Annotated in this window: 27 protein-coding genes and 1 pseudogene; 20 read left to right on the forward strand and 8 right to left on the reverse strand. The window is 60.4% G+C overall.

Features of this window, described 5'->3' with window-relative positions:
- Positions 1-2: 2 nt before the first annotated feature.
- Together GNZ13_RS03725 and GNZ13_RS03730 are read right to left on the reverse strand one after the other, a co-directional pair.
- On the reverse strand, positions 3-992 hold the full coding sequence (locus tag GNZ13_RS03725) for a cytochrome d ubiquinol oxidase subunit II (protein ID WP_172160617.1): 990 nt from the start codon (positions 990-992) through the stop codon (positions 3-5).
- Positions 993-1017: 25 nt separating this feature from the next.
- Complete coding sequence (locus GNZ13_RS03730; protein WP_172160619.1) at positions 1018-2415, reverse strand: cytochrome ubiquinol oxidase subunit I; 1398 nt, start codon at positions 2413-2415, stop codon at positions 1018-1020.
- 16 nt (positions 2416-2431) lie between these two features.
- Between GNZ13_RS03730 and GNZ13_RS03735 the strand changes: the two genes are divergently transcribed.
- From GNZ13_RS03735 to GNZ13_RS03755, 5 genes are all read left to right on the forward strand, one after another.
- The gene (locus tag GNZ13_RS03735; protein ID WP_172160621.1) at positions 2432-2632 is read left to right on the forward strand and encodes a hypothetical protein; all 201 of its coding nucleotides are present in this window, start codon (positions 2432-2434) and stop codon (positions 2630-2632) included.
- A 101-nt stretch (positions 2633-2733) separates the two neighbouring features.
- Positions 2734-3201 (forward strand): hypothetical protein, encoded by a 468-nt coding sequence (locus GNZ13_RS03740; protein ID WP_172160622.1) that lies wholly within the window; start codon positions 2734-2736, stop codon positions 3199-3201.
- 270 nt (positions 3202-3471) lie between these two features.
- Positions 3472-4989 (forward strand): ATP-binding protein, encoded by a 1518-nt coding sequence (locus GNZ13_RS03745; RefSeq protein WP_172160623.1) that lies wholly within the window; start codon positions 3472-3474, stop codon positions 4987-4989.
- A gap of 92 nt (positions 4990-5081) precedes the next feature.
- The gene (locus GNZ13_RS03750) at positions 5082-5708 is read left to right on the forward strand and encodes a response regulator transcription factor (RefSeq protein WP_172160624.1); all 627 of its coding nucleotides are present in this window, start codon (positions 5082-5084) and stop codon (positions 5706-5708) included.
- 76 nt (positions 5709-5784) lie between these two features.
- Positions 5785-6159: a response regulator transcription factor gene (locus tag GNZ13_RS03755; RefSeq protein ID WP_172160625.1), complete on the forward strand. Its 375-nt coding sequence runs from the start codon at positions 5785-5787 to the stop codon at positions 6157-6159.
- 24 nt (positions 6160-6183) lie between these two features.
- Here the strand turns inward: GNZ13_RS03755 and GNZ13_RS03760 are convergent, their stop codons facing one another.
- Together GNZ13_RS03760 and GNZ13_RS03765 are read right to left on the reverse strand one after the other, a co-directional pair.
- Positions 6184-7296, reverse strand: a complete 1113-nt coding sequence (locus tag GNZ13_RS03760) for an alkene reductase (protein WP_172160626.1) — start codon at positions 7294-7296, stop codon at positions 6184-6186.
- A gap of 349 nt (positions 7297-7645) precedes the next feature.
- The gene (locus GNZ13_RS03765; protein ID WP_172160627.1) at positions 7646-8551 is read right to left on the reverse strand and encodes a LysR family transcriptional regulator; all 906 of its coding nucleotides are present in this window, start codon (positions 8549-8551) and stop codon (positions 7646-7648) included.
- A 260-nt stretch (positions 8552-8811) separates the two neighbouring features.
- On the opposite strand from GNZ13_RS03765, the gene GNZ13_RS03770 reads away from it, so the two are divergent.
- A complete protein-coding gene (locus GNZ13_RS03770) occupies positions 8812-9462 on the forward strand; it encodes a DsbA family oxidoreductase (RefSeq protein ID WP_172160628.1) in 651 nt (216 codons plus the stop codon).
- A 406-nt stretch (positions 9463-9868) separates the two neighbouring features.
- Complete coding sequence (locus GNZ13_RS03775; protein ID WP_172160630.1) at positions 9869-10132, forward strand: DUF1488 family protein; 264 nt, start codon at positions 9869-9871, stop codon at positions 10130-10132.
- 100 nt (positions 10133-10232) lie between these two features.
- On the opposite strand, the gene GNZ13_RS03780 is transcribed toward GNZ13_RS03775, so the two are convergent.
- On the reverse strand, positions 10233-10571 hold the full coding sequence (locus GNZ13_RS03780; RefSeq protein ID WP_172160632.1) for a DUF1269 domain-containing protein: 339 nt from the start codon (positions 10569-10571) through the stop codon (positions 10233-10235).
- A 45-nt stretch (positions 10572-10616) separates the two neighbouring features.
- Between GNZ13_RS03780 and GNZ13_RS03785 the strand changes: the two are divergent.
- Positions 10617-10958, forward strand: a pseudogene (locus GNZ13_RS03785) (KH domain-containing protein); the annotation flags it as partial.
- A 26-nt stretch (positions 10959-10984) separates the two neighbouring features.
- Here GNZ13_RS03785 and GNZ13_RS03790 read toward each other — a convergent pair.
- Positions 10985-11539, reverse strand: a complete 555-nt coding sequence (locus GNZ13_RS03790; RefSeq protein WP_172160633.1) for a histidine phosphatase family protein — start codon at positions 11537-11539, stop codon at positions 10985-10987.
- A 155-nt stretch (positions 11540-11694) separates the two neighbouring features.
- Between GNZ13_RS03790 and GNZ13_RS03795 the strand changes: the two genes are divergently transcribed.
- From GNZ13_RS03795 to GNZ13_RS03855, 12 genes are all read left to right on the forward strand, one after another.
- The gene (locus GNZ13_RS03795; protein ID WP_172160635.1) at positions 11695-13224 is read left to right on the forward strand and encodes an FAD-dependent oxidoreductase; all 1530 of its coding nucleotides are present in this window, start codon (positions 11695-11697) and stop codon (positions 13222-13224) included.
- Between the two features lie 155 nt (positions 13225-13379).
- Positions 13380-13853 carry a hypothetical protein gene (locus GNZ13_RS03800; protein ID WP_172160637.1) on the forward strand — a complete coding sequence of 158 codons (474 nt, stop codon included), beginning with the start codon at positions 13380-13382 and terminating at the stop codon, positions 13851-13853.
- 50 nt (positions 13854-13903) lie between these two features.
- Positions 13904-14446 carry a hypothetical protein gene (locus GNZ13_RS03805; RefSeq protein WP_172160639.1) on the forward strand — a complete coding sequence of 181 codons (543 nt, stop codon included), beginning with the start codon at positions 13904-13906 and terminating at the stop codon, positions 14444-14446.
- An 11-nt stretch (positions 14447-14457) separates the two neighbouring features.
- Positions 14458-16446 carry an acyl CoA:acetate/3-ketoacid CoA transferase gene (locus tag GNZ13_RS03810; RefSeq protein ID WP_172160641.1) on the forward strand — a complete coding sequence of 663 codons (1989 nt, stop codon included), beginning with the start codon at positions 14458-14460 and terminating at the stop codon, positions 16444-16446.
- Between the two features lie 517 nt (positions 16447-16963).
- On the forward strand, positions 16964-17815 hold the full coding sequence (locus GNZ13_RS03820; RefSeq protein ID WP_328807170.1) for a hypothetical protein: 852 nt from the start codon (positions 16964-16966) through the stop codon (positions 17813-17815).
- 118 nt (positions 17816-17933) lie between these two features.
- Entirely contained in the window at positions 17934-18359 is a 426-nt protein-coding gene (locus tag GNZ13_RS03825; protein ID WP_328807171.1) for a hypothetical protein, read from the forward strand.
- A gap of 199 nt (positions 18360-18558) precedes the next feature.
- Complete coding sequence (locus tag GNZ13_RS03830; RefSeq protein ID WP_172160645.1) at positions 18559-20721, forward strand: ATP-binding protein; 2163 nt, start codon at positions 18559-18561, stop codon at positions 20719-20721.
- Positions 20718-22367, forward strand: coding sequence for a response regulator (locus GNZ13_RS03835; RefSeq protein WP_172160647.1), 1650 nt, complete (start codon positions 20718-20720; stop codon positions 22365-22367). The genes GNZ13_RS03830 and GNZ13_RS03835 overlap by 4 nt, the downstream gene beginning before the upstream one ends.
- Positions 22345-22977 carry a response regulator gene (locus GNZ13_RS03840; RefSeq protein ID WP_172160649.1) on the forward strand — a complete coding sequence of 211 codons (633 nt, stop codon included), beginning with the start codon at positions 22345-22347 and terminating at the stop codon, positions 22975-22977. Before GNZ13_RS03835 ends, GNZ13_RS03840 begins: the two co-directional genes overlap by 23 nt.
- 131 nt (positions 22978-23108) lie before the next feature.
- A complete protein-coding gene (locus tag GNZ13_RS03845; protein WP_407945602.1) occupies positions 23109-23357 on the forward strand; it encodes a hypothetical protein in 249 nt (82 codons plus the stop codon).
- Positions 23358-23390: 33 nt separating this feature from the next.
- On the forward strand, positions 23391-23600 hold the full coding sequence (locus GNZ13_RS03850) for a hypothetical protein (protein WP_172160651.1): 210 nt from the start codon (positions 23391-23393) through the stop codon (positions 23598-23600).
- Between the two features lie 156 nt (positions 23601-23756).
- Positions 23757-24629, forward strand: coding sequence for a hypothetical protein (locus GNZ13_RS03855; RefSeq protein WP_172160714.1), 873 nt, complete (start codon positions 23757-23759; stop codon positions 24627-24629).
- Positions 24630-24696: 67 nt separating this feature from the next.
- Here the strand turns inward: GNZ13_RS03855 and GNZ13_RS03860 are convergent, their stop codons facing one another.
- A complete protein-coding gene (locus GNZ13_RS03860) occupies positions 24697-25551 on the reverse strand; it encodes a transposase (RefSeq protein ID WP_328807172.1) in 855 nt (284 codons plus the stop codon).
- A 41-nt stretch (positions 25552-25592) separates the two neighbouring features.
- Positions 25593-25901: a hypothetical protein gene (locus GNZ13_RS03865; protein WP_172160653.1), complete on the reverse strand. Its 309-nt coding sequence runs from the start codon at positions 25899-25901 to the stop codon at positions 25593-25595.
- Positions 25902-26008 lie beyond the last annotated feature (107 nt).

The following is a 26008-nucleotide window of genomic DNA, read 5'->3' on the forward strand; positions in this document are numbered from 1 at the left end:
GTTCACTCACCCGCGTGTGAACCGGTCAGCACTTTGCCGCGGAAGATGTAGTACTGGTAGAGGTTGTAGCCGATCATCACCGGAAAGATGAGTCCGATCCCGATCAGCATGAACACGAGTGTCGACGAATCGGATGCCGCTTCGACGATGCCGAGCTTGCCCGGAATGAAGTCGGGAAAGAGGCTGACCGCGAGACCAACGAACGACACGCCGAACAGGGCGACCGACGCGCGGAACGGCCCGCGCGAGCGTCCCATACTCAGCGAACCTATGACGTAGGCGAATGCGAACGCCGCAGCCGCACCGAGCCCAATCAGCAGATGAAGCACGCCGGGCTGGGTCCAGCGGTCGTGGCCGACGGCGCTGATGAACCAGGTCGCGGCGGTCAGCAGCGCGGCCGCGGCGACCGTGATGAAGGCGCTCAGCAGCGCGATCCGGCGCGCCCATTGTTCGAGCGATCCCACGGTCTTATTGACGAGGTAGGTCGAACCTAGCAGTGAATAGCCGGCCACCACGCCGACCGCTGAAACGGCGACGAACACGCCGCTCAGTTCGCCCGGCAACAGTCCCGTGATGACCTTGCCGAGCACCACGCCCTGGGCGATAGCGGCGATCAGACTGCCGATACCGAACGCCTTGTCCCACAGTGGACCGTGCGCCACGCTATGGCGGAATTCGATGGCGGCGCCGCGCATGATCAGACCCGCGATGAGCGCCATGACGGGCAGATACAGATCCTGCAGAAGCATTGCATACGCCTCGGGGAACGCCCCGAAAAGTGCACCGCCGAGCACGACGAGCCACGTTTCGTTGGCGTCCCAGACGTGGCCGATCGTCTGCACCATCACGTCGTGATCTTCGCGGCGTTTGCGTAGCAGGCTGAGTATGCCGATGCCGAGGTCGAAGCCGTCGGTGACGACGTAGAACACCAGCATCAGGCCGATCAAACCGAACCAGGTGAATGCGAGCGTCGTGTGAATCGAGTTGTCCATGAGATTTCCTCGTAACGGGAATGGGTTAGTACCCGGTGACGGCCGCCGCTGCTTCAGCTTTGACTGGCGCGGGCGGAGTCAACGTGAGATCGGGACCGGTGCGCAGCCAGTTGCGCGCGAGCACGAAGAAGGTGAGCAGCAGCACCACGTATAAGGCAAAGAACATCACCATGCTCAGGGTCACCGACGAGGGCGCCACGCTCGACACAGCGTCTTTCGTGCGTAGCAGCCCGTAGACGATCCAAGGCTGGCGGCCTACCTCGCGCACGATCCAGCCGGCCTCGACCGCCGCATAGGGCAGGGGAATGCACAGTACCCATGCGAGCAGCAGCTTGCGTTGAGCGAGCAGGCGCTCGAGGTTGCCGCGCGTCTTGCGCAGCACGTATGCAGTCCAGAACGCCAGTGCCATGAACGCGAAACCAATGCCGGCCATTACACGGAACGCGTAATACAGCAGCGGAATCATCGGCGGCTGGTCGGCCGGCGGGAAGTCGGTGAGGCCTTTGACCTGGCCGTGCAGCGTATGGGTGCTGAGAATGCTCAGCATGCCCGGCACTTCAATCGACCAGTCGTTGCGCTGCGCCTTCTGGTTTGGCCACGCGAGCAGCGACCATGACGCACCGGTGCCAGGCTTGTTCGTGATCCAGTTCCCCTCGATCGCCGCGCCCTTTGCCGGCTGGGTCTTGAACACGCTGCCGCCGCTCGAATCGCCGAGCCAGATCTGGATCGGCGCGGCGAATACGAGCACCAGCAGCGCAATCTTGAACGAGCGGGCGAAGAATTCCGGATTGCGGCGTTTGAACAGATTCCATGCGGAAATGCCGGCGATCACGAACATGCCGGTTTCGATCGCCGCGACCCACATGTGCGTGACGCCCCAGACCGTATCCGGATTGAAGATCGCGGCGGCGTAGTCGGTCACGACGATCTTGCCGTTCTCGACCGTAATGCCTGCCGGCGTCTGCATCCACGAATTGGCGACCATGATCCAGAACGCGGAGATGCTGGAGCCCAGCGCGACCATCGAGGTGGCGAAGAGATGCACGCCGCGCGGCACGCGTCCCCAGCCGAGCAGCATCACGCCGATGAAGCCCGCTTCGAGCATAAAAGCCATCGCGCCTTCGAAGCCGAGGATGTCGCCGAAGAACTGTCCGCCGTAACGGGAAAAACCGGCCCAGTTGGTGCCGAACTGAAACTCCATCGGGATGCCGCTGACCACGCCCACCGCGAAGTTCAGCGCCAGCAGCTTGCTCCAGAAGCGCGCCTGCCGGTAGTAGTCGATGTTGCCGGTGCGCAGCCACAACACTTCGATCAGTACGAGGAAGGCCGAAAGACTGATGGTCAGAATCGGCCACATGATGTGGAAAATCGCTGTCATTGCGAACTGGGCGCGTGACAGATCGAGGACGTCACTGAGATGCATGAGGAACTCCCGCGGTTTGAAGCGTGACCTGACGTTCGTTGAGGAACATCAGGTGAAAGCATGGCTCGCCGTCGAGCACGGCTCTTGTTCAAATGCCCGCCCGTTTCGTATTCGCACGCCGCTTGCTGCGCGCGCCGAACGCGCCTCCTTACGCGCCGTGCGTTTTGTAAACCGCGAAGGCGATCTGACAAGAGCGGCGGATCACGTCGCCGAATAATGTTTTCAACGCGGAGCGGCTGCATGAAGGTAGGCGGCAGGGTCCCCGCGGTCCTCGCGTCAGAACGAGTCAGATTCCGAGAAGAAACCTGGAGAACCATCATGCGATATCTGGACAATCCGCAGCACGACATGAATCGAAGCGATCTGGCGTTTCTGCCGGACGCCGGTCTGGCCGATATGAAGGGGTGGGATACGTCCGATCTGCCAACGCCTGAGTTGACTCTCGGGCGATGGACGCGAAGGGTCGTCGTCGCTACGGCCGTCTGGTCGGTCTGCGAGCTTCCATTCGAGGTCTGGTTCAGTCGCACAGCACGGGAGGTGGTGTGCTGCGTCGCCGCAAAGCTTCTATGGCTGGCGCTCGTGTTCTTCGTTCTGACCGGAAGCCGTTCAGCGCGCGTCGCCTATGCGTTTCTTTGCACGATTGGATTGATGGCCGTTGCATTCGGCCTGCCTGCCGAATACCGGGTGTTTCCTCTGGGATTCATACTGTCTTCGGTGGAGTGCGTTTTAAAGGCAACGGCATTCGTTTGTATTGTGTCCGAGGGCATCTATCCCGAGGAGGCGTGATTCTGCGTGCCCCGCGCTTGACCGGGAGCATGAGGCAGTCATACCAAGGTGTGATGTAAGGCCGCTGGCTGCGCGCGGTCACTGTGCCGGAGGCCGTCATTGGCGGGCACGCACCAACCGTGGGCACCGTATCCCTATGGATAATAGTTTCGGATGAATTTCCCAATTAGTATGGTTCTAACGACGCAAGCCTCGCACCGGCCGCGTTAGTGCAAAGGGTGCAGTCGTCGAACGTGCCCGTCCCGCTAATCAACCAGGCGTGAGTGCAGCATGATAAAGATCGGTCGAGTAACAGTGTCGTTGGAAATGCGCGAGGCATACCTGGATGACCGGCTGCTGCAGGTCGGCTCAAGAGCATTCGATATCCTTGAACTGCTGATTGAGGCGCGCGGCAAGACTGTCACGAAAGACGAGATTCTTCGACGCGTGTGGCCGCATTCGGTGGTGGAAGAAAATAATATCCATGTCCAGCTTTCGGCGCTCAGGAAGATCTTAGGCGCTGACAAGCTCACGATTCGCACGATCTCGGGGCGGGGCTACCGGCTCACCGTCCCGACGGAAGGGAATGAGGCAGCCGCCTTGCCCGGAGCTGCCCAGGGCGGACAAACGGGCGCGACGCGTCTGAACGGCCTGCCGGTCTGCCATGCGCCCTTAATTGGACGCGACGGTGCAATTGCTGAAATCACGCGGGCCCTGAATGGGACGCCGATTGTCACCTTGCTCGGGCCGGGGGGCATCGGCAAGACACAACTCGGTATTGCGGTGGCGAGCTCAATCGCGGCTGCGTCGGACCTGGAAGTGTGCTTCATCACGTTGGCCGCGGTGGACAATGCTCAGGGCGTCGTGAGCATGATCGCCGAAGCGCTCGGCGTCGGCCGTGCCGCAGACGACGTCACGCTACATTCGCTCGTCGCCGCGGTCCAGGGACGCAAATTGCTGCTCATGCTGGACAACTGCGAGCACGTGATCGAGTCGGCGGCAACCGTGTGTGAGCTGCTCGTCCAGGCAAGCGCGGACCTGCGCATTCTGGCGACGAGCCGTGAGCCGCTGCGAACTCGGGACGAGAAATTCTATTGGGTCGCGCCGCTCGACACCCCAGATGCGGAGGCGGGCTCGCAGGCGATTTTAGCCAGCAGTTCGGTAAGGATGTTTCTGGCGCAGATGCGTGCACTCAATGCCGACGTCGAGACCGACCCTGGCAGCCTCGAGATGGTCGCGACGATCTGCCGCCGGCTCGACGGCGTGCCGCTTGCTCTCGAACTGGCAGCGTCCCGTGCAGCAGTGTTCGGCATCCGCAAGACGGTTTCCGGGCTCGACGACCGGTTCCAGTTTCTGACGGGCGGGCGCCGTACTGCGCCGCCGCGGCAGCAGACGCTGGAGGCTACGCTCGAATGGAGCTATCAGCTTCTCGGCGCGACGGAGCGGATCGTGCTGCACAGGCTCGGTATTTTCCCAGCAAGGTTTTCCCTGGAAGCGGCCTGTGCCGTCGCAGCCTGTGAACGGTTATCGTCCCACGAAGTGATGGAGGCGATCGTAGGCCTTGCCTCCAAGTGCGTCGTCATGACGACCTTCGACAGCAAGACCAAAGAGTACTTCCTGCTCGAAACGACGCGCGAATATGCCTTGCGCAAACTGTACGAATCGGACGAGGGGGATGAAGTGCTGACGAGAAACGCGACCTACCTAGCGCCGTTTTACGAGCCGCCTTACGAGCAGCCTTACGGGCGCGGTTTCAGGGCGGCGACGCTCGGTAACAGCCTTGCGGCAGAATCCGTCGCATCGAGATGAAGTGAGTGCCAATGCGGCCTGGAAAGGACTTTTCGGAGTTTGGTCTCATGTACCATGACGGCACTCAAATCCCAATCTTTCTGGAATCTGAAATGCCTGGTCCTTCGGAGCGCGAATCGATCGTCTATGTGATCGACGACGAAGAAATGGTGCGCGACGCGCTATGGCGCCTGCTGCGCTCAGCGGGTTTCAACGCGCAGGTTTTTGCGTCGCCCGCGGAGATACTTTCGAAAGAGTTGCCCAGCGTACCGATGTGCATCCTGCTGGATATGAACCTGCAGTCCACGAACGGCTTCGACGTTCAAAGCCAGCTCGCGCAGAAGGGCGTGCAGGTGCCGATTATTTTTCTGACCGGGTACGGTTCCATTCCGATGTCGGTGCGTGCGATCAAGGCAGGGGCGCATGAATTCCTCACCAAACCTATCGACGACGAAGAACTGCTCGACGCGGTGAGGCGGGCGCTCGCACAGGACGAGGCCAACCTCTCGGCGCGCGCATTCAATGCGGAGGTGCTGCAGCGTGCCGCGTCGCTGACGCCGCGTGAAATGGATGTCTTCGAACTTGCGGTGGAAGGCAGGATGATCAAGCAGATCGCGCATGAACTGGGCACGCAGGAAGTGACGGTGAAGGTTCACAAACGGCGCGTGATGAGCAAGATGCGGGCAAAGACGCTCATCGAGCTGGCAAAAATGTGGGAATTGATACGTCGGACGCGATGATCATCCTGAAGCAGTAAATATCGCGCCGGATATTTGTCTCTGTTACTACGTCGGCGCAATTGGAGTATTGGCAGCTATGAGCTTTGTTTGCATCGTCGACGATGACGCCTCGGTACGAAGTGGCGTTGGAAACCTTCTTAAGGCAGTGGGTTATGCGACTGTGACTTTCTCATCGGGAGAGGAATTCCTCGCCTCCCCGGTGGTCGACGATGCGCTGTGTGTTTTGCTCGACCTTAAAATGCAAGGCATGCAGGGTCTCGAAGTGCAACGGCAACTGAACGCGGAACACCGGCGTATCCCGGTTGTGTTCATGTCCGCGCATGGCGACGACGAGGCGGTGCGGCGGGCGATGCAGCACGGCGCGGTCGGTTTCCTGCGCAAACCCTTTGCGGAAGAAGTACTGCTCGACTCGATCGAGCTTGCTATTGGGCGCAAGAGCGGGGGGCACTGAATTCAGCCCCGCGAGAGCCGACGCTTAGTTCATGGTCGGGTAGTCGGTATAGCCAGTCACATCCCCACCGAAAAAATGGACACTATCGGCGGCATTCAGCGGGTGTCCGTCGCGCAGACGGGCCGGCAGGTCCGGATTCGCGATAAAGGGCCGTCCGAACGCAATGATGTCGGCCCGGCCGCTGGCGATCGCCTGTTCGGCCGTTTCACGGTCATAGCCGCCGGCAATCATCAGCATGCCTTTGTATTCGCCTCGTAGCAGTTTGATAATGGCGTCCCACCGCGGGTCGAAGTTCTCGTCCTTCACCGTACCCACCATCGCTGGTTCGACGAGATGCAAATAGGCGAGACCATATTCATTGAGTCTTCTCACGATGTAGCCGAACGTTGCCTCAGGCGTTTCATCGCCCATACCCATGAAACGTCCCATGGGGGTGAGGCGAACTCCGACGTTTTGCGGACCCACTTCGTCGCTGACAGCGGCGACGACTTCAAGCAGCAGGCGGGCGCGATTTTCGATGCTGCCGCCGTAGCTGTCCTGCCGATGGTTGCTGTTGCTGTTGATGAATTGGTCCAGCAGATAGCCGTTCCCAGCATGAATTTCAACGCCGTCCATGCCGGCCGCGATCGCGTTGCTTGCAGCACGCCGGTAGTCGGCGACGATTTCTCGTATGCCTTCAACTGTCAGTTCCTGCGGCACCGGTACGTCACCCCACACGCCATTGCCGGCCTCGTCGAGAATAAACGTCTTTCCGGGCACGGGCATGGCGGTCGGCGCAACAGGCAGGCTGCCATTCGGCTGGAACACGGGATGCGAGACACGGCCGACGTGCCACAACTGAAGGAACATGTGGCCGCCTTCTTCATGGACAGCCTTGCTGACAGCACGCCAGCCTTCAATCTGCTGTTCCGTATGGATACCCGGCGTCCACGCATAACCTTGACCTTGCTGTGAGATCTGCGTTGCTTCACTCACGATCAGTGCCGCGCTGGCGCGTTGCCGATAGTATTCGACGTTCAGGTCCGTCGGCACGTTTCCCGGTTGACCGGCACGCGAGCGCGTCAGGGGGGCCATCGCAACGCGGTGATCGAGGGAGAGGCGGCCCAGTTTGATCGGGTTAAAAAGGTGCTTCGTCATGGTGTATCTCCGTCAAAGATGTGAGGCGCGCCTTGCAGCTCCGCCATTTGCATTTCAAGGCATAGCCTGATGCAGCGCGCCTTACCTGATCCTTCCGCAACGAGACTGTGAGACGTCGTGTTCGTCGTTGACGGACATGCCGCGATGCTGCATGTCTGCGCGGTTGGTTGATGTGTGTAAGGGTAGGAGAGACGGGGCTGGGGCGGAATCCCAACGGCACGCTACACACCATTGCGTGGTGCGCAAAGATTGAGGAGGGTGTTGCCGGCGTTTGCCGGCATCTACCGAATGCCAGTTGCCGATGATTGACGTAAGAACCGGTTCAGAGATCGGCACTCTGCGTGAGCGGTCACTGAGGGCTGCCCGCCAGTTCGGACACGAAATCGATAAACGCATTGACTCTTCGCGATCCCCGCTGATTCGGTAGATACAGCGCGCTCACGACAGCCCGTGCGTCGTTCGGTCCCGCCTCGTACTCGGCGAACAGCCGGGTGAGGGCGCCTGACTGAACGTCCGACGCCACCAGCCAGTCGGGAAGCAACGCGATGCCCATACCGTCCAACGCGGCTTCGCGCAATACTTCGGAACTGTTTGCCTTGAGTCTGCCCGTCACCGGCACGCGCTTTTCTTCCTTGTCACGCGAAAACGTCCAGACTTGAGGTTCTGTCGTGTAGGTGAATCGAAGGCATTCATGGTCTACCAATTCGTCAGGAGACTTGGGATAGCCTGCTCGATCGAGATATTCGCTGCTCGCGACAAGATAACGAGCGAAGATGGCGACGCGCTTGCTGACGACGTCGGCCGTGGCAGCGACCTCACCAAGGCGAATAGCGACGTCTATTCGCTCGCTGACCAGATCGACAAAGGCATCGCTCAGTTTGACGTCCAACTCCAGCTTTGGATATTTTTTCAGAAACGCTGCGAGGGAAGGTGCGATCCGTCGGGAGCCGAATGCGACGGGCACGGAAACGCGTAGTGGGCCCGACGGTTCATCGCCTCTGTCCGAAACTGACGCATCGGCGTCGGCCATATCTTCGAGCAGCTTTTTCGCCTTGGCGTAGTAGGAGGTTCCCGCGTCGGATAAGGTCACCTGGCGGGTGGTCCGATTCAGGAGTGCCGCGCCAAGCTCCTTCTCAAGCGAATCGACAGAGCGCATGACCGAAGATGTTGCCAGATCGAGGCGTCGTGCCGCACTCGAAAAACCGCCTGTCTCAGCGACTTCCACGAACGCCCGAAGCGACAATAGCTTGTCCATAATTTTGGCCCATACAGTTTGCTGTTTCGCGGTGGGAACGCCATGCGGCGAGCGCGGTCAACTTTCTCAATGTATCAGAGCCATTACGCTGAGTGGCGAAAAGCGGCTCCGTGCACGAGATTAGTTGTTCTGAGTAGACTACGCCGTTCGCCTCATCTCATTGTCTGGCACGCAAAGGTGCATTGCCTCATGTTGCCATTCTTATCGGCCGGCAACCGCGCTATCGTGCCTCTGCAAACAATCCCTTTTGGAGATGTTCGATGAACAGGCTGAATATCGAGGTGACATACGACTTCATTTGTCCATGGTGCTGGATCGGCGAGGAAAAACTGAAGAAGGCGATTCGCGAAGCGAACGCCGGCGAGCAAACGAAACTCGTGTTCGTTCCTTATGAATTGAATCCGGGTATGCCCGTGGAAGGGCTCGACCGTAAAGAATACCGGTCAGCGAAGTTTGGGAGCTGGGCGCGCTCGCAAGCAATGGATGCTCAGGTCACGGCGGCCGGACGTCAGGTCGGTCTGGAATTCAACTATGCGCTGGCGAGGCGCACGCCGAACACGCTCGCCGCGCATCGGCTTGTATGGGTATTGCAACAAAGACATGACGTGACGGCGTTGGTGGAGGCGACTTTCTATGCGTATTTTTCCGCTGGCCGCGATATTGGAGACGTCGCCGTGTTGACGGAGATTGCGGTAGCCGCCGGCTTCAAGAAAGACAAGGTCGAAGCGTTCTTTGCGTCGGACAATGGCGTGGACGAAGTGCGTGCGCTAGAAGCTCAGGCGATCGAGCATGGCGTCAACTCGGTACCGTCGGTGAAGATTGGCGACGAAATTATCAGCGGCGCACAGTCTGTCGCTCTGTTTCGGGTAACGCTTGAGGATGCCCTGAAACCCAGCGCGACCGCGGCGTAAGCAGAGCCGCGGTAGCCATGGGCTGTTCGCCTCGCAGATTGGGCGGCAGCCCATGGCCACTGCGGCGCTGCACATTCAGAAACTTTAATTCGACGGCGAGTTTGCATTGGGTCAGCATGCGCAGAGAAGAAAGTGCAGCGGTGCCGCCCACAAGAGCAACGTCCAGGTTGTCTTCGAGTCGTCTGTCTCAGCGATCTATGGCGATACCCAGCTTGAAGCGCTGCAACTCACGAACAAGGCGGGTGGAACCCAGGTTGTTTCGGCGGACCGCCTATTCGTATGTATTGGTGGCGCGCCTCCTTGAGAAGCGTTCCGTCGCGACAATCGCCGGCACGTCGACAGCAGAATCAGCCTCGCTTAGATATTCCATGCTAGGATTCTTGGACACTTGGCAACGGAGGCGACAATGGCTGACACCATCGAAGGCATTAGTGTCGCAAATGACGGCGAGGCCGTTAAGTTCGGCATCAGAGTCGACAGCGTCCACCACTTCTGCACTGTGAGCAGGGAAGTGCTTAAGGAATTGTCGCAGCCGGGTGGCCACAAATCCGACTTGTTGCAGGAGTTCGAACGGCACCGCGAGTTGATCTACGAGAAGGCCGCGCTTGCGATTCGAAACGGTTTGAGGGGCGACCCGCTACCGCTTACCATCGACCTCTTCCTCCCTTAACGCAAAACGCAAACCTCACCGGGGGGTGACATCAGTTCGCCCTCCTATACTCGATCGCGCAATTGGGTTGATGCCAGCGATCGAGACCTACTCCCTGTTTTTATGCACTAAGTGGCTTGCGGTAGACAGTTCCATGATGAGCGGAAACGACCTGGTCGACCGCGCCGGGTGTCGCTTCGTAAGCCTCGAGGATGATTGCAAAACATCCCGGCGCAAAGTCACCGCTTACGGAATCGACGAATTCATGATCGAGTATATCGATGAGCGCAACGTCAGCTAGCCCTGTACTTGCTCCTATCGTGAAGCCGAGTATCGCGCCGGATGGCCCTCCGAGCATGCCGATCAGGGAGCCCGTTATGGCACCGATTACAACACCCCAAAATGGCTGTGTCTTTGTACCAAGCAAGGTCACTTTCCCAGCCAGGTCCTTTTGAACCATCACACCGCTCTCGATCTTAAAGCTCGGATCTTTGCCCTCGAGAACCTGCCGGAAGGCGAACCGATCTATGGCGAAGATGACCTGACCGACCGCAGTTCACGGTTCCTCGCCGCCGAGATTCTGAGTGAGAAGGTATTCCGCTGGACTGGCGACGAACTGCCGTACACCAGTACGGTTGTGATCGAGAAGTTCGAGGAGGAAGGGCGCCTGAAGCGCGTCTTCGCGACGATCCTCGTCGAGCGCGACTCGCAAAAGGCGATAGTGATCGGCAAGGATGGGGCGAAGCTCAAGCAGATCAACACGGACGCGCTGATCAATCTTTCGCTCGACGATGAGTTGAAGCTGGTCGAGGCATTGTCCAAGGCCAAAGATGCGGCAAATGGATAACTCCGGCTTGACAAGCAGCGGGATGGTCAGCTGATCGGCCCGGCGATATCGCCGGCGAGCAGCAATTGCGGGAGTTGCGAGAACGACCATCCGCCCGGCACGCGATCGAGTATCCAAACCATGTCGAACCGGTCTTCCGGCCACGTTGCAGGAACTGCTGGAGCGCCGGGCACGTGTCCGATTAGCGACGGCAGCACTTTGTGCTCCCATGCAATCAGCACGACGCCGGGTTGGGCCAGCACGTCCCTCATTAGCGCTTGCCCGTCGTCCTTCAGGTGCGCCGTGACGTAGTTCACCTGCGATGTTTCTTGCAGCAGCGCAACCAGAGGTGCAACTGTCTGCATCGCCCGCTTGCTCTTGCTGGCTGGACCGTTCCCCGGCGCGAACACGGTGGCCGGCGTCAGTCGCGCAGAATGCGTCTCGTGAATCGGACAGAAGAATCGTGCCAACGCGCCGGCACGCTGCCAGCCGCGAACCGCGAGGCTTTCGTCGTCGGCCTTACCGTCCGCTTCGATCCCGATACCCTCGCTGGCGGTTGGCTTCTCCGCGTGCCGGATAAACATGATTCGTTCGGGTGCCATGCCGCCTCCGTGGTGTTGTTGAAGCCTGTTATTTCAGTACAACCAACAGTATCAACCAGTTATTCGCCCGCAGCGACAAGCTCGCCTGCTTCCCTGTTTTTTTGCGGGAATGCGGACGATAATATCGCTGTCGCGTGACAGCAAGGAGTGGCGCAATGTCCGAAAGCTCGTCCTCAACGGCCGGAACCGATTTCACGCAAGGCATTCCGGCGACAGATATCGCTGATGGTCAGATGGTGACAGGCCGCGTCGGCGAAGAAGCTGTGCTGCTCGTGCGTCAGGCCGGTGAGTTGTTTGCTATCGGCGCGACGTGTCCGCATTATGGTGCTCCACTGGCTGACGGCCTGCTGGTCGCGGACACGATTCGATGTCCCTGGCACCACGCGTCTTTCAGTCTTCGTGCAGGCGAGCTTCTCCGGCCACCCGCTCAGGACGATCTGAAATGCTGGCGTGTGGAACAGCGCGACGGCCGGGCTTTTGTATGCGAAGCGCTGCCTGCGGTACGGCCACCCAAGTTGACTGCAACGCAGCTTCCCGAATCGGTGGTGATCATCGGCGGTGGTGCAGCCGGAAACGCGGCGGTTGAGACTTTGCGACGAGAAGGCTATCAGGGGCCGGTTACCCTGTTGAGCGTCGATAGCGCATTGCCCTACGACCGGCCGAATCTGTCGAAGGACTACCTCGCGGGAACCGCGCAGGCCGATTGGCTCCCTTTACGATCCCCGGCGTTCTACACAGATCATCACATCGATGCGAGATGCAACATTCGCGCCGTTAAGCTCGACCCGGCGCAAAAAGCCGTCACGCTTTCGGACGGCAGCCGGGTGACGTACGGTGCACTGTTGCTAGCCACTGGCGCCGAACCGATACGTCTCACGGTACCCGGCGCAAACCTGCCGCACGTGGCCGTGCTTCGCACGCTCGCCGACTGCGACGCCCTGATCGCGCGTCTCGGTACAGCACGTCGATGCGTCGTGGTCGGCGCGGGCTTCATCGGGCTCGAAGTCGCGGCCTCCTTGCGAACGCGCGGATTGGAAGTGCACGTCGTCGCACCCGGTGCGCATCCGATGGAACGCGTCCTCGGCGGGGCGCTCGGCAAGATGATCAGAGCGCTTCATGAAGCGCACGGGGTCACTTTTCATCTCGGATCCACAGTCGCCGAAATTGAATCGGATCGCGTGAAATTGTCGACCGGCGTGGAACTGGCCGCCGATCTGGTGGTGACCGGGATCGGTGTTCTCCCTGAGGTGGGCCTGGCACAGGAGGCCGGCCTCGCAGTGGATCGCGGGGTGGTGGTCGATGAATTTCTGCAGACGAGCGTGGGAGGCGTTTACGCCGCGGGTGATATCGCACGCTGGCCGGACCACAGAACGGGCGATCGCATCCGCGTCGAACACTGGGTGGTGGCAGAGCGCCAGGGCGTGGTTGCGGCGCGAAATATGCTTGGAGAACGGCAGCGCTTCGCTGCGGTCCCTTTCTTCTGGACCCAGCACTACGATACGGCGATCAACTACGTGGGCTATGCGGAGCAATGGGATCGCGCCGACATTGACGGCGACCCAGGCGCGCATGACTGTACGGTGAGCTATTGGTACAAGAACAAGCGGCTCGCGGTAGCAACCGTCGGGCGGGATCTGGATAGTCTTCGAGCAGAAGTTACGCTCGAGCAGGAAACGCCTGTATGACCCGGCTTGTTTAAAGCCTGTGCGATGTAACAACCTGGACGGAGAGTTGACGAGTTCAATCGAATTCCAAATCATAGGGAGCGTCATGGCCAGAACCGGGGTCCAGACCGAGCCCATCAACCGCGGTTTACTCACTCTCCAATGGGGACTCAATAATGACAGTCGAACACCTTCCCAATCCGCGAATCAAGGAACGCGAAAAAACTGGACCGCACCTTACCGAGCAGGAGCATTTGGGCTTGAACGGGCGAATCGCCCTCATCGTCACCAACGCTGTTGGCACGATGTGGTGCGCCTACGTCTTTGCGGCGATGACCCTGATCAGCTTGCCATCGGCTATCCAGGGCGGAGTGTCGACGCTAATCGCCTGGATCGCTCAGACGTTTTTGCAGTTGGTGCTGCTGTCCGTCATTATGGTGGGCCAAAAGGTTGCGGCCGCAGCCTCAGACAAGCAGGCGCTACAAACCTACAGGGACGCTGAGGCGCTCTTGAAGATTCAGGATGAGATGCACCGGCTCATCGAGATCAACAATGCGCTAACCGAAGCGATCCATCGCGCGGTTATGGCAAAGGGAACCTCAACGGCCGAGCAGTCGAACGTTTCCGGCGACGCCAGGCCGCCAGCGTGATTGTGGGCAAACTTACGTTTACGTTCCGGTGGCCCAATGAGCGGTAGCGCATGCGTCGACCCGTCGAAGGTGGCTCAAACCGATACCATGAATCGGTAAACCGACCGTGGCTGCTGCATCTGCTCGACGACGATCTCGTGCTGGTCGGCGCGCCGGGCGTGGACGTCGGCGACCTGAGCAAGGTACGCGACCGGCCGGTTGGCGTGCTGGACCATAGCGGCGCGCAGGCGCTGCTTGCGAGTCTCGGCTTCACGCGCATCGCCGCGCAGCGCGAGGAGTGGATGAACGCGAAGCGTATCAAGGACCGCACGATCGACGCGTGGGTGGCGCCGCGCATGATGGTCGTGCACGCGGTGCGCGAGGTGCGCGGCAACCTCGACGTCTTGCAGTTCGGCCAGGTGATCCGCCGCTCCGAGCTGTGGCTCGCGGCGTCGAAGTCGTTGCCCGATGCCGAAGCAAAGCGCTGGCAGGCGGCATGGGCGGCGATGCAGGCCGACGGCACCGTCGAGCGCATCATCCGCGCCGATCAGAACCCGGCGATCAACCCGGTCGACGAGGAAAAGCGCATCATCCGGGAAGAACCCTTCCGTTGAGCGGAGACGTCATGACTCAGAACGTGCAACTCGCGACGCTCCTGCAGACCTCGCAGGGCAAGATTGTCAGCGCGTGTGACGCGGTACGGTTGATCCGCGACGGCGATACGGTGGCGACCGGCGGCTTCGTGGGCATCGGCTTTGCCGAGGAAGTCGCGCTCGCGCTGGAGGCGCTGTACCTGGCGAGCGACGACGCGTACCCGCAGGCCGTCGGCAAACCGCGCAACCTGACGCTCGTGTATGCCGCCGGCCAGGGCGACGGGCGCGACAAGGGCCTCAATCACCTGGCGCACGAGGGCCTCGTCAAGCGCGTGATCGGCGGCCACTGGGGGCTCGTGCCGAAACTGCAGCGCCTCGCGACGTCGAACCAGATCGAAGCCTACAATTTGCCGCAGGGTGTGATCTCGCACCTCTTTCGCGAGATCGCCGCGGGCAAGCCCGGCTATCTGTCGCGGATCGGGCTCGGTACCTTCGTCGATCCGCGCAAAGGCGGCGGCAAGCTCAACGAGCGGACCACCCAGGACCTGGTGCGCCTGATGCCGATCGACGGCGAGGAGTACCTGTTCTACAAGGCGTTCCCGATCCAGGTCGGCATCATCCGCGGCACGACCGCCGATCCGGACGGCAACGTCACGATGGAGCGCGAGGCGTTGACGCTCGAATCGCTCGCCATCGCGATGGCCGTGCACAACTCCGGCGGCATCGTGATCGTGCAGGTCGAGCGCATCGCCGAGCGCCACGCGCTACCTGCGCGCGAGGTCAAGATCCCCGGCGTGCTGGTGGATTGCGTTGTCGTCGCGCGTCCGGAAAATCATTGGCAGACCTTTGCCGAGCCGTACAGCCCGGCTTTCAGCGGCGAGTTTCGCGTGCCGCTCGCGCATGCCGAGCCGATGCCGCTCACCGAGCGGAAGATCATCGCGCGCCGCGCCGCGCTCGAACTGGATGCGAACAGCGTCGTGAACCTGGGCATAGGCATGCCTGAGGGCATCGCTGCGGTCGCGAGCGAAGAGAAGATCATCGACCTGCTGACGCTGACCGCGGAACCCGGCGTGATCGGCGGCGTGCCCGCCGGCGGTCTGAACTTCGGCGCGGCGGTCAACACGCAGGCGATCATCGATCAACCTTATCAGTTCGACTTCTACGATGGCGGCGGGCTCGATATCGCGTTCCTTGGCCTAGCGCAGGCCGATGCCGAGGGCAACGTCAACGTCAGCAAGTTCGGCCCGAAGCTCGCCGGCGCGGGGGGCTTCATCAACATCAGCCAGAGCGCGAAGAAGGTCGTGTTTGTCGGCACCTTCAACGCGGGAAAGTTGCAGGTGCAACTGGATGACGGGCAATTGCGCATCGTCGACGACGGCGAGGTCGCGAAGTTCGTGCAAGCGGTCGAGCATTGCACGTTCAGCGGCCACGTCGCGAGCGAGCGCGGACAGCGCGTGCTGTTCGTGACCGAGCGTTGCGTACTGCAACTGACGCCCGGCGGGCTGGAGCTGATCGAAGTGGCGCCGGGCGTGGATCTCCAGCGCGACGTGCTCGACCGGATGGCGTTCACGCCGATCATCAAGGGCACGCCGGCCCTGATGGACGCGCGCATCTTCCGTCCTGAACCGATGGGGCTGCGTGACGACCTGCTGCGGCTGCCGCTGCCGAACCGCTTCGCGTACGACACCGAGCGCAATACGCTGTTTATCAACTTCGAAGGGCATAGCGTGCGCAGCGTTGCCGACATCGACGCGATTCGCCAGCAGGTCGAGGCGCTGATCGAGCCGCTCGGCCGGCGCGTGCATGCGATCGTCAACTACGACAACTTCAGCTTGCTGCCGGAGCTGGAAGATGCCTATGCGGAGATGGTTAAAGGCCTGGTCGAGCGTTACTACACGACGGTATCCCGCTATACGGGGAGCAGCTTCCTGCGGGCGAAGCTGGGCGACGCGCTGCATCGGCGTGGCTTGTCGCCGTATATCTTCGAGAACGCGCAGCAGGCGCGGAACTCGAGCGCCTGATATGTCACGCGATGCTGGGCGTCCTGCTCCGGCAGGCCGCTAACTCGTCTTCGATCCTCGCACGCCTGTCGCGGGGACATTGGCCGTAACGCCCGGCAATTGCTAACTGTTGTTAAATCGGTGACCGGGCTGAGCGGTCCCTGTCCGCGAAGATAGTGGACTCGGTCAGTTAGACGATAACAAGCCTGACAGGTAGTCGGGGAAGCGAAATAAGGAATTGATTGTCGTGCCGCGCCATTCCTGAACAACGGCAAGCAGACGAACTGTTCGTGACTCCCTCTGCAATCAGTCATCAGATCAAGCTTCTGGAGGATTAATTGGGCGTGGGGCTCTTTCATCGCGTGCGGCCTCTTAATTCGGTGACCATCAAGTAACAAGCTGCTGCTCGTGGGTTTTGTATGCAGGCGCGAATCGTGGCACGATGGTTTTTTGACCTGGTGTGATTCTGGGCGATCGGCGGTAGTACGGGTATATCGCTCACGTGTCGAAACTATCTATGCATCGCAGGCGTTTTGTATTGGCTGCACTGGGTGCGGCAGGCGTGACGCTTCGCGCGCATGCAGCACCAGCAGACTCATTCGATATCGTTTACCCACAATACCGGCCTGAAGATCGGGCGCGTGCGACCTTTCCACTGGCGGTGCTCGACCTCGCGATGAAAGCGGCAGGCGTCGAGTACGTCGCGCGGCAGGCTGACGTCCTGATGGAACGGGGGCGTGCGCTGGCGGAACTGGCTGGCCGCGGCCATGCCATCAATCTGCTTTGGACGAGCATGGACGCAGAGGCGGAACGAGGCTTGCCCGTGGTACGGATTCCGATCAATCGCGGCCTGATCGGTTACCGGGTTTTTATCATACGAAAAGATCGTCAGGCTGAATTCGACAGGGTGCAGAGCCTGTCCGATCTGAAGGCCTTGACGGGCGGTCAGGGCCTTGGCTGGGTCGATACGGAAATCATGAAGGCAGCCGATCTGAACATAGCGACGGTTCCCTACGAGACGGTGTTCGACATGATTCAGGGTGGCCGGCTCGACTATTTTCCGCGCGGTGTCGTTGAAGCTTTCGCGGAACTGGACGAGCCACGGCACAGGGACCGGAACCTGGTCGTTGAGAAGCGCCTGCTTCTGAAATACCGGTCGGACTTCATTTTCTATGTCTCCGCGGAGCACGAAAGCTTGGCCCAGACCATTAATAGAGGGCTGGTGAAGGCTTATCTCGACGGATCGTATTTGAGGCTGTTCAACTCCCATCCCTACATTCAAGACGCGCTGGCCCGCTCCGATCTCGGGAATCGCAAGGTGTTCGTCCTCGACAATCCGTACCTTTCCGAAAGGGATCGCAAGATTCCGGACATGTACTGGATGAGCTAGTGGCGCGTGCGCGCTCGTCCAGCCGTCCTTGCCGTGGTGACGGCGGGCTTGTCTGGATGGGCCGACTATCCGGCGTCGGCATTCAGGATTTCCTGACGGCATATTCAGCAGACCGGAAGTGCATTTTTCCGGGCTTCCTGACTGCGCAGCGCTGCCGGTCTCCCTAGGATGGTCTGTCGTCGTCTTTATCAGCGGGTTCGTTATGAGCGGTCATTCAGAAAACCACGAACACGTGTTTGAACGCCTGAACACTGCGTGTCAGCGCCTGTTTGAGACGTGGTGTGAAAGCAGAAGCGTCATACCGCTCGGTTACCTGTTGCACTCCTGGCCGTTGCCGGATAAGGGGCACGTGTCCGTAAAACGGTTGGCGGACGGATTGCGCGAACTGGGCAGGACGGATCCCGACGCGCTCGGCGGTCGCATCTGGCCGATCCTCTGCGAGCTGGCTTTGTGCATCGATGAGATCGTGCTGTATCCCCGGATTTATTTACAGAAGGCGGTGGACGATTCGCCGCGTGTGAGGCGGGTTCTGTACGGGAGATAAGCGTTCTTTAGATGAGTCTCGGCACGTTTCACCCGGCGTGAACGCCGGCGGAGCTCAGGAAAAACCCGAACGACCGACTGGCTGGGAAGGCATACGTTGAATCGCCACCTGGCCGATGCGGCGGCAGACGTGTCAGTATCTCGCTGCCGCAACGAGTGCAGAATAGACGAAACTAGAACCGTAGCACTCACGGGGATGTATGAAGCACAACCTGTTCGACGCATGGTGGAGTTTGATCAACCGCTTCCGGAGTAGCCTTGTGTTGCGGCTGCTCGTGACGGTGTTGCTCGTCAGTTGCGTTGTCACTGTGTTGTTGACCGGGTTGCAGCTTTACCGCGACTACCACCGCGGGGTGGAGCAGATTGAAAATCGCCTTGCGGACATCGATCGCAGCAATCGCGACAGTCTCGCAGAAGCCCTCTGGCGGCTGGACCATGCCCAGCTGCAACTGGAGTTGAATGGCATTCTGCGTCTCGCCGACATCCGTGCCGTGGAAATTCGCGAGCCGGGGAACAAGGGGCAATCTGCCTACCTGAGCGCCGGTCAGCGCTCGGTTGGCCCGGTTGTCTCCCGCGAGTTTCCGCTTGTCTACAAAGTACAGGGCAAAGAGCGGGAGATCGGCGAACTCTACGTCGAGGCGACGCTCCTCGACCTTTACCATGAGCTGATGCGGACCGCCGCAATGATTCTGGTCACTCAGGCCGCCAACACCTTCCTCGTCTCGCTGTTCATTGTCTACATCCTGTCCCGTCTGGTGATGCGGCACGTCGCAGCCATCGCGCGCACGGTGGAAAACTACGATTTCCGTGAAACGCCCCAGCCATTCAGTCTCCAGCGGCGCAAACCGCGCGAGCCGGACGAGCTCGACCGTATGGCCGCCGCATTCAATGCGATGGGCGCGCGCTTGCACCGTGCGTATCGCGACGAGCAGGACGCGGCGGCCGAACGCGAAGCACGCAATCTGGCCGAAGCGGCCAACCGGGCCAAAGGTGAATTCCTCGCGAATATGAGTCATGAGTTGCGGACACCGCTGAACGGCATTCTTGGCTATGCCCAGATCCTGGCGCGTGATGTCACGCTGAGCGAGCGGCAGCGCGAACGCGTCGAGGCCATCCGCAATAGCGGCGAACATCTGCTGACATTGATTGAAGACACGCTCGATTTCGCGAGAATCGAAGCGGGCAAGCTGCGTGTCGAAATCTGCGACGTGCCTCTGGCGGGGTTTGTCGATGTCATTCGGGAAATCATCGGCGTGAAAGCGGAGCAAAAGCATCTCGGCTTCATCTGCGAAATCACTGAGGATACGCCTGCCGGCGTGCGTGCCGACGAGCGACGGTTGCGCCAGGTGGTGCTCAACCTGCTTGCAAACGCCGTGAAGTTCACCGATTCTGGTTGCGTCAGCCTGCATATCTCGAGGTCTGCGTCGAACCGCGTCCGTTTCGAAGTGCGTGATACCGGGATCGGCATTGGTCCCGATCAGCTGAATACAATCTTCGAGCCATTCGAGCAGCTGGGCGCGGCTGAGCGGCGAGCGGGCGGGGCGGGCCTCGGTCTGGCCATCAGTCGGGAGTTTGTGGGTGCGATGGGTGGCGGGATCGAGGTCGAAAGCCGCATCGGGCAGGGCAGTACCTTCCGGTTCGAACTGCCGGCGGCGAGCGTGTCGCCGGTGTTGCCCACGCCAGCCACCACGCCGGTTCCGAATACGGTGACGGGCTATGAGGGGCCGCGCAGGAAGGTGCTGATTGTCGACGACGTCGAGGTCAATCGTGCGATTGCGGTGGACCTGCTGAGTCGTCTTGGCTTTGACACTGTCGAGGCGGAAAACGGTCGCGAGGGGTTCGAGAAGGCGCAGCGCGAACACCCGGCACTCATTCTCACAGACATTGTGATGCCCGAAATGAACGGACTCGAACTGACACGCGACCTGCGCCAATTGCAGGCGTTCGCGCACGTCCCGATCATTGCCATGCCCGCCAGTCCTTCCGGAGCCCACAGGGCGATGAGCATGGACGCAGGTGTGAATGCCTTCCTTTCCAAACCGGTCGACCTTGAAGCGCTGCTGACCCAGATCGGCACGTTGCTCGGACTGACGTGGATCTATGCGTCGCCGCCACCGTCCGCGCGCCCCAATGCGCCCGAGATAAGCCTGGCGGCGGTGCCTCAGCAACATATGGAAGAACTGCATCACCTTGCCCGCCTTGGCGATATGCAAGAAATCATCGCCTGGGCCGAGAGAATGGCGGCGCGCGATTCGCGTTATCACTCATTCACGGCGCAGCTCTGCGCGCTCGCCCGGGACTATCAGTCGAAAGCCATACTTCAGCTGGTCGAACGATACTTGAATGTTGAGCCCAAGTCATGAGCGATCCCAACGCAGATGCCCGCGAGCGGCCGACGATCCTCATTGCGGACGACACGCCTGCGAATTTTGGCGTGGTCGTCGATAGCCTGACAGAGCGCGGTTTTCGGGTACTCGTCGCACTCGATGGTGAAGAGGCGCTCGAACGCGCGCTGTTTTCGCAGCCCGACCTGATCCTGCTCGACGTGAAGATGCCGGGTATCGACGGCTTCGAGACCTGTAGGCGGCTCAAGGCGAATGAGCGCACGCGTGATATCGCAGTGATTTTCATGACGTCGTTGACGGGCGGCGACGATATGGTCGAGGGTTTTTCGGCCGGTGGCGTCGATTACGTGGCGAAGCCAGTCCGCGTCAATGAAATGATGGCCCGGATCGAGACCCATCTTGCCCTGCGCGTGATGCACCGGCAGCTTGTCGCGCAGAACCGCCAGCTTCTGAACGAGGTGGCGGTACGCCAGCAGGCCGAAGCCGAATTGTCGCGCGCGCGCGATGTACTCGAGCAGCAGGTCCATCAGCGCACGAGGCAACTGGCGGAGTCGAATGTGAGGCTTTCCGCCCAGGTCGACGAGCGCCGCCGGGCGGAAGCGAAATTACAGGCGAGCGAAGCGCGCTTTCGCACGATTGTCGAAACCAGTCCAATTCCGCTGTGCATTACGTCGATGCCCGAAGGCGTCATTCTGTACGCGAATGAACCGCTGCGTGAACTGTTCGGTCTCGATGCACGCACGGACACTCTGACCAACATCGTTGATTTTTATGTGGATGCCGGCGATCGCGACCGGTTGGTGTCGCATCTGCGCAGGGAGGGCAGCTTCAGTAACAGCGAAGTCCACCTGCGGCGAGTGGACGGCTCGGCGTTCTGGGCCATGGCGACCGCGCGCGTGGCGACCTTCGGCGATGCGCCGGCGATCTATGTTGGCCTGAACGACATCACGTCGCGCAAGCGTATTGAGCAGGAGTTGTTCGAATCGCGCAATCAGTTACGCGAATTGTCCGCGTACATGGAGGCGATTCGCGAGGAAGAGCGCAAACGCATTGCGATGGAAATTCACGATGAACTGGGCCAACTGCTGACGGCCTTGAAGATGGACGTTTCGCTGCTGAAAATGCGCCTCGGCCATGATCCCGACGCGATGCGCAAGGCTGACGACATGCGTGAACTTGTCGAGAAAACGATCTGGATGGTCCGCAATGTCGCGAACCATCTGCGGCCGGTGGCGCTGAACTTCGGGGTCGTTTCGGCGCTGGAGTGGCTGGTTGAAGACTTCGTGCGCCGCAACGGGATTCCTTGCCAGTTGCACATCAACGGCGGCGAGCCCGTGTTGCCGGAGGCTTGCGCCACCGCCGTGTTTCGCATTGTTCAGGCTTCGCTGACCAACGTTGGGCGCCATGCCAACGCGGCGCGGGTCGACGTGACGCTGACCAGCACCGCGGCAACGCTCGACCTCCACGTGAGCGACGATGGCTGCGGTTTCGATCCGGCCATGGCGAGTACAGGCTATTCGTACGGTCTGCTCGGCATGCAGGAGCGTGCCCGCCTGATCGGCGGAGCGATGACGATCGACAGTGCGCAAGGCATGGGCACCGCCATTTCCATTCACATTCCGCTCGCAGGCGGGGAAAAAAATGATCAACGTCCTGATTGCTGACGACCACGCTGTAGTGCGTGGCGGCCTGAAACAGATTATCGCGACGACATCGGACATCGTCGTTGCCGCCGAGGCCGCGCAGGGTTCAGAAGTGCTTGAGCGGCTGCGTACGGGACGGTTCGATCTTGTGCTGCTGGACATGACGATGCCCGGGATCAGCGGGGTCGATCTGATTCGGCGCGTACGTGCTGAGCAGCCCCCCTTGCCCATACTCGTGCTGAGTATCCACAACGAGGCACAGGTCGTTTCGCGAGCGCTGCGGGCCGGGGCGACCGGCTATGTGACGAAAGACAGTGATCCCGACGTTCTCCTCTCAGCGATCCGCAAGCTGGCCGGAGGCGGGCGCTTCATCGATCCGAAGCTGGTCGACGCCATGGTCTTCGAGACCCATTCCGGCGACGCGCCGCCGCACGAGGTTCTGTCCGACCGTGAATTCCAGGTGTTGCGAATGCTGGCTGCCGGCAATTCCATCAATGAGATTGCCGAATCGTGTTCGCTCAGTGCCAAGACCATCAGCACCCACAAGATGCGTCTCATGCAGAAGCTCGGCCTCAACAACAACGCTGAACTGATCCGATATGCAATCAGGCATGGGTTGGTCACGGAGTAAGGCGTGCCTTTAGGGAAATCCTGAGCCTCGATCCAGCGTTTCCTGAATGCACAATCCATCGCTGCTGACGGAAAAAATTTCGCCGTTACCCCACGATTGTCATATGGGAACGAGTAGTGCGAGGGGCAGACGTGGTTGCGACGAAAAGCTCACTGCGCGGTTTGCGCGAAAAATTGCAGGCAACCGCGGGCGCGATGCCCGCCCGTTTGCTTGCGCTGCATGGTTCGCAGGACGGTCTGACCTGCCGGGTATGCATCGAAATCAGGCGGCCGGATGGTCCGATCGTGCTGTTCTTCTACCGGCACGGCGACGGTACCTGGCACGTATTTCCACCCGCGGACAACCTGGGCAGGATGGGCTTCGAGCGGCTTGTGGCGTGACATGACAGGTCCGGAGGACAAGGGAGATCGCGGATGAGCGCAGAGCATTCGGGGGAACTGTCGAGGCACGAGACAGAATTGCGTGCGTGGATGAGCAAATGGTACGACCACGCATTTGCGATCGGCTTCATCCGGCCGCCTTTCATACTCGACGACGCGACCGCATCGAGGCTGGAAGGCTATTTCAACGTAGGATTGACGCCTGCGGAGGGTGTCAACGCGATCTTCGGCGTGGTTCATTGACCCGTCAGGCGCACTGAAGCGCCTGCTGCGCCAGCGGGAAAGCACGGTTTGCCAGCATGCGTTACGCATGGCACGATGAAAAACCATTCAGGCGCGAGCCTGTGCGGCAATGCGCCAATCCGGGCGCATCATCCCGTGTCGAGAAACCAGCCATCCATGCATCGCAGGCGCTTTGTACTGGCCGCACTGGGCGCCGCAGGCGTGACGTTTGGCATGCCTGCGGCGCCGGCTACGCCCTTCGATATCGTCTATCCGCGTATTCGTCCTGGCGGCGATGTGCATGCTGCGTTTGCGCTCGCTGTCCTCGATCTGGCGATGAAAACGGCGAAAGCCTCCTATACCGCGCGGCAGGCCGAAATCGTCATGGAGCGTGGCCGTGCGCTGGCCGAACTGGCGAACGGCAACAACGCAATCAATCTGCACTGGACGAGCATGGAGGCGAAGGCGGAACGCGGGCTGAACGTGGTGCGGATTCCTATCCATCGCGGGCTGATCGGCTATCGGGTATTCGTCATAAGAAAAGATCGGCAAAAGGACTTCGACAGAATTGAGCGCTTTTCGGATCTGAAGGCGTTCACGTGCGGCCAGGGGCTAGGATGGATCGATACCGATATCCTGACGGCAGCGGGCCTAGAAGTTCAGACATCGACTTACGAGACCATGTTCGAGATGACCCAGAGCGGGCGGGTCGACTATTTTCCGAGGGGCGTGATTGAAGCGTTCGCCGAACTGGAGGGCCGCCAGCACCGTGAGCCTGATCTGGTGGTCGAGAAACGGCTGATGCTGAAGTATCGATCCGATTTCATTTTCTATGTCGCAACGGGTCACGAAGCCTTGGCGGATACGATTGAGAAGGGGCTCGTGCTGGCGTATCGCGAGGGCGCCTACATGAGACTGTTCAACTCGCATCCCTACATTCAGGATGCGCTGGCCCGCACGAAGCCCGCGTTGCGGAAGACTTTTCAACTGGACAATCCCTATCTCTCCGAAGCGGACCGCAGAATTCCAGATGAATACTGGATGCTCTGACGGCGTCAGGACGGTTTTTTTTGCTGGCACCAGCACCAGCCGCACGGGCGCGCCGTCGATGGACCGCTTACCCGGACCGGACTTTTCGCTGCCAGAAATCGCTTTCGACTTCGTCGACGTCGTCGCCGTTATTACCGCTTGCCTCGTCGATCCATCGCCGCGCCCATTCGAATGCGTACTGTTGCGCCGCCTCGCTGTTCTTGAAGCTCGGGCCAATCAGCCCGGAACGGGCGATTCGCCGTGCATCCCGCACGATCTCGGCCCATCCGCGGAACCGGGCGTTGGCCACCGGATCGGCAGCAAGGTAGATGACGTAGCCGCGCGGGTCGAATTCGCATTTGCCTTTCGACGCAAGACCCATCCAGGGCGAGACAGTCCGATGGATGGACTGAGGGCGTTCAATCGGAGCGTGGGGTTGGATGCGCTCAGGCATGGTATGCGAAGAATTCGGGAGCTGCTGTGCGATCTGAGTGAACGTATCCACGGTATGACGTGGCTGCCGTGTGTCATGCGGTATCTGCCACGACGCCTGGTCTTTCCAGAACACCTGGCGAAGACCTTCATTCTTGGGCTGACGGTCAATGGCGCGTGGCGTGGCGTGGCGGAGTTCGAGCAGCCCGTCCGGGCCGCAACGAAGTGTGCGGCCGGCGTCCGAGAGTAGCCTGTGCATTTGCGCAAGGGCGCCGCTCGAACGCCACTTTTCGAAGCGGAGCCGGCACGTCGGCACCGACGGAAAGGTGCCCGGCAACCGGGACCACGGTTCGCCGGTGGTGAGTATCCACAGCACAGCATTTGCCACAACGCGAACCTGCGCGCGAGGCCGGCCGCGTTGCCCATGAGCGATGGCGGCATCCGACAGGACGGGCGCCAACCGTAGCCATTCTTCATCACTGATTTCGTTGAAATGCACGCTGTCCTCCACATACCCATTGCATTGCGCGGGGCCCGGTGTTTCCGGTCGCGCTACGCGCTGCTCGTCGCCCACGTTGATAGGGACGACAGGACAAGCAGATCCTCGACACAATCCGATAGCTCGCAGAGTTCCTGAAACGAGGCACCTTTGGCGTCGTAAGGATGTTGTCGTCTGAGATCGCGTAGTGCGTTGCCGAGGCGCCGGAGGGCCTCGGGGTCGCTGTTCGTCAGCGGCCAGCCTCTTAACAGATGCGTCAGCGGCACGACGCTTCTGCTTTCGCACCACAGGTCGAAAAGGTGCAAGCACATCGCGTTGATATGCTCGATAGAGTTTTCTCGCTCAGACAGGTAGGGGAACATGACAGCACCCGGATAAAGGACGATTGGCTTGCATTCATCGTATGCGGCCAGTTATCGCGGTGCTGTCGGGACATCGAGAAAAAACGCACGGTCGATGCTGAACTTGG

The sequence above is a fragment of the Paraburkholderia elongata genome (assembly GCF_013177735.1).
In the GTDB taxonomy this organism is placed as follows: Bacteria; Pseudomonadota; Gammaproteobacteria; order Burkholderiales; family Burkholderiaceae; genus Paraburkholderia; species Paraburkholderia elongata.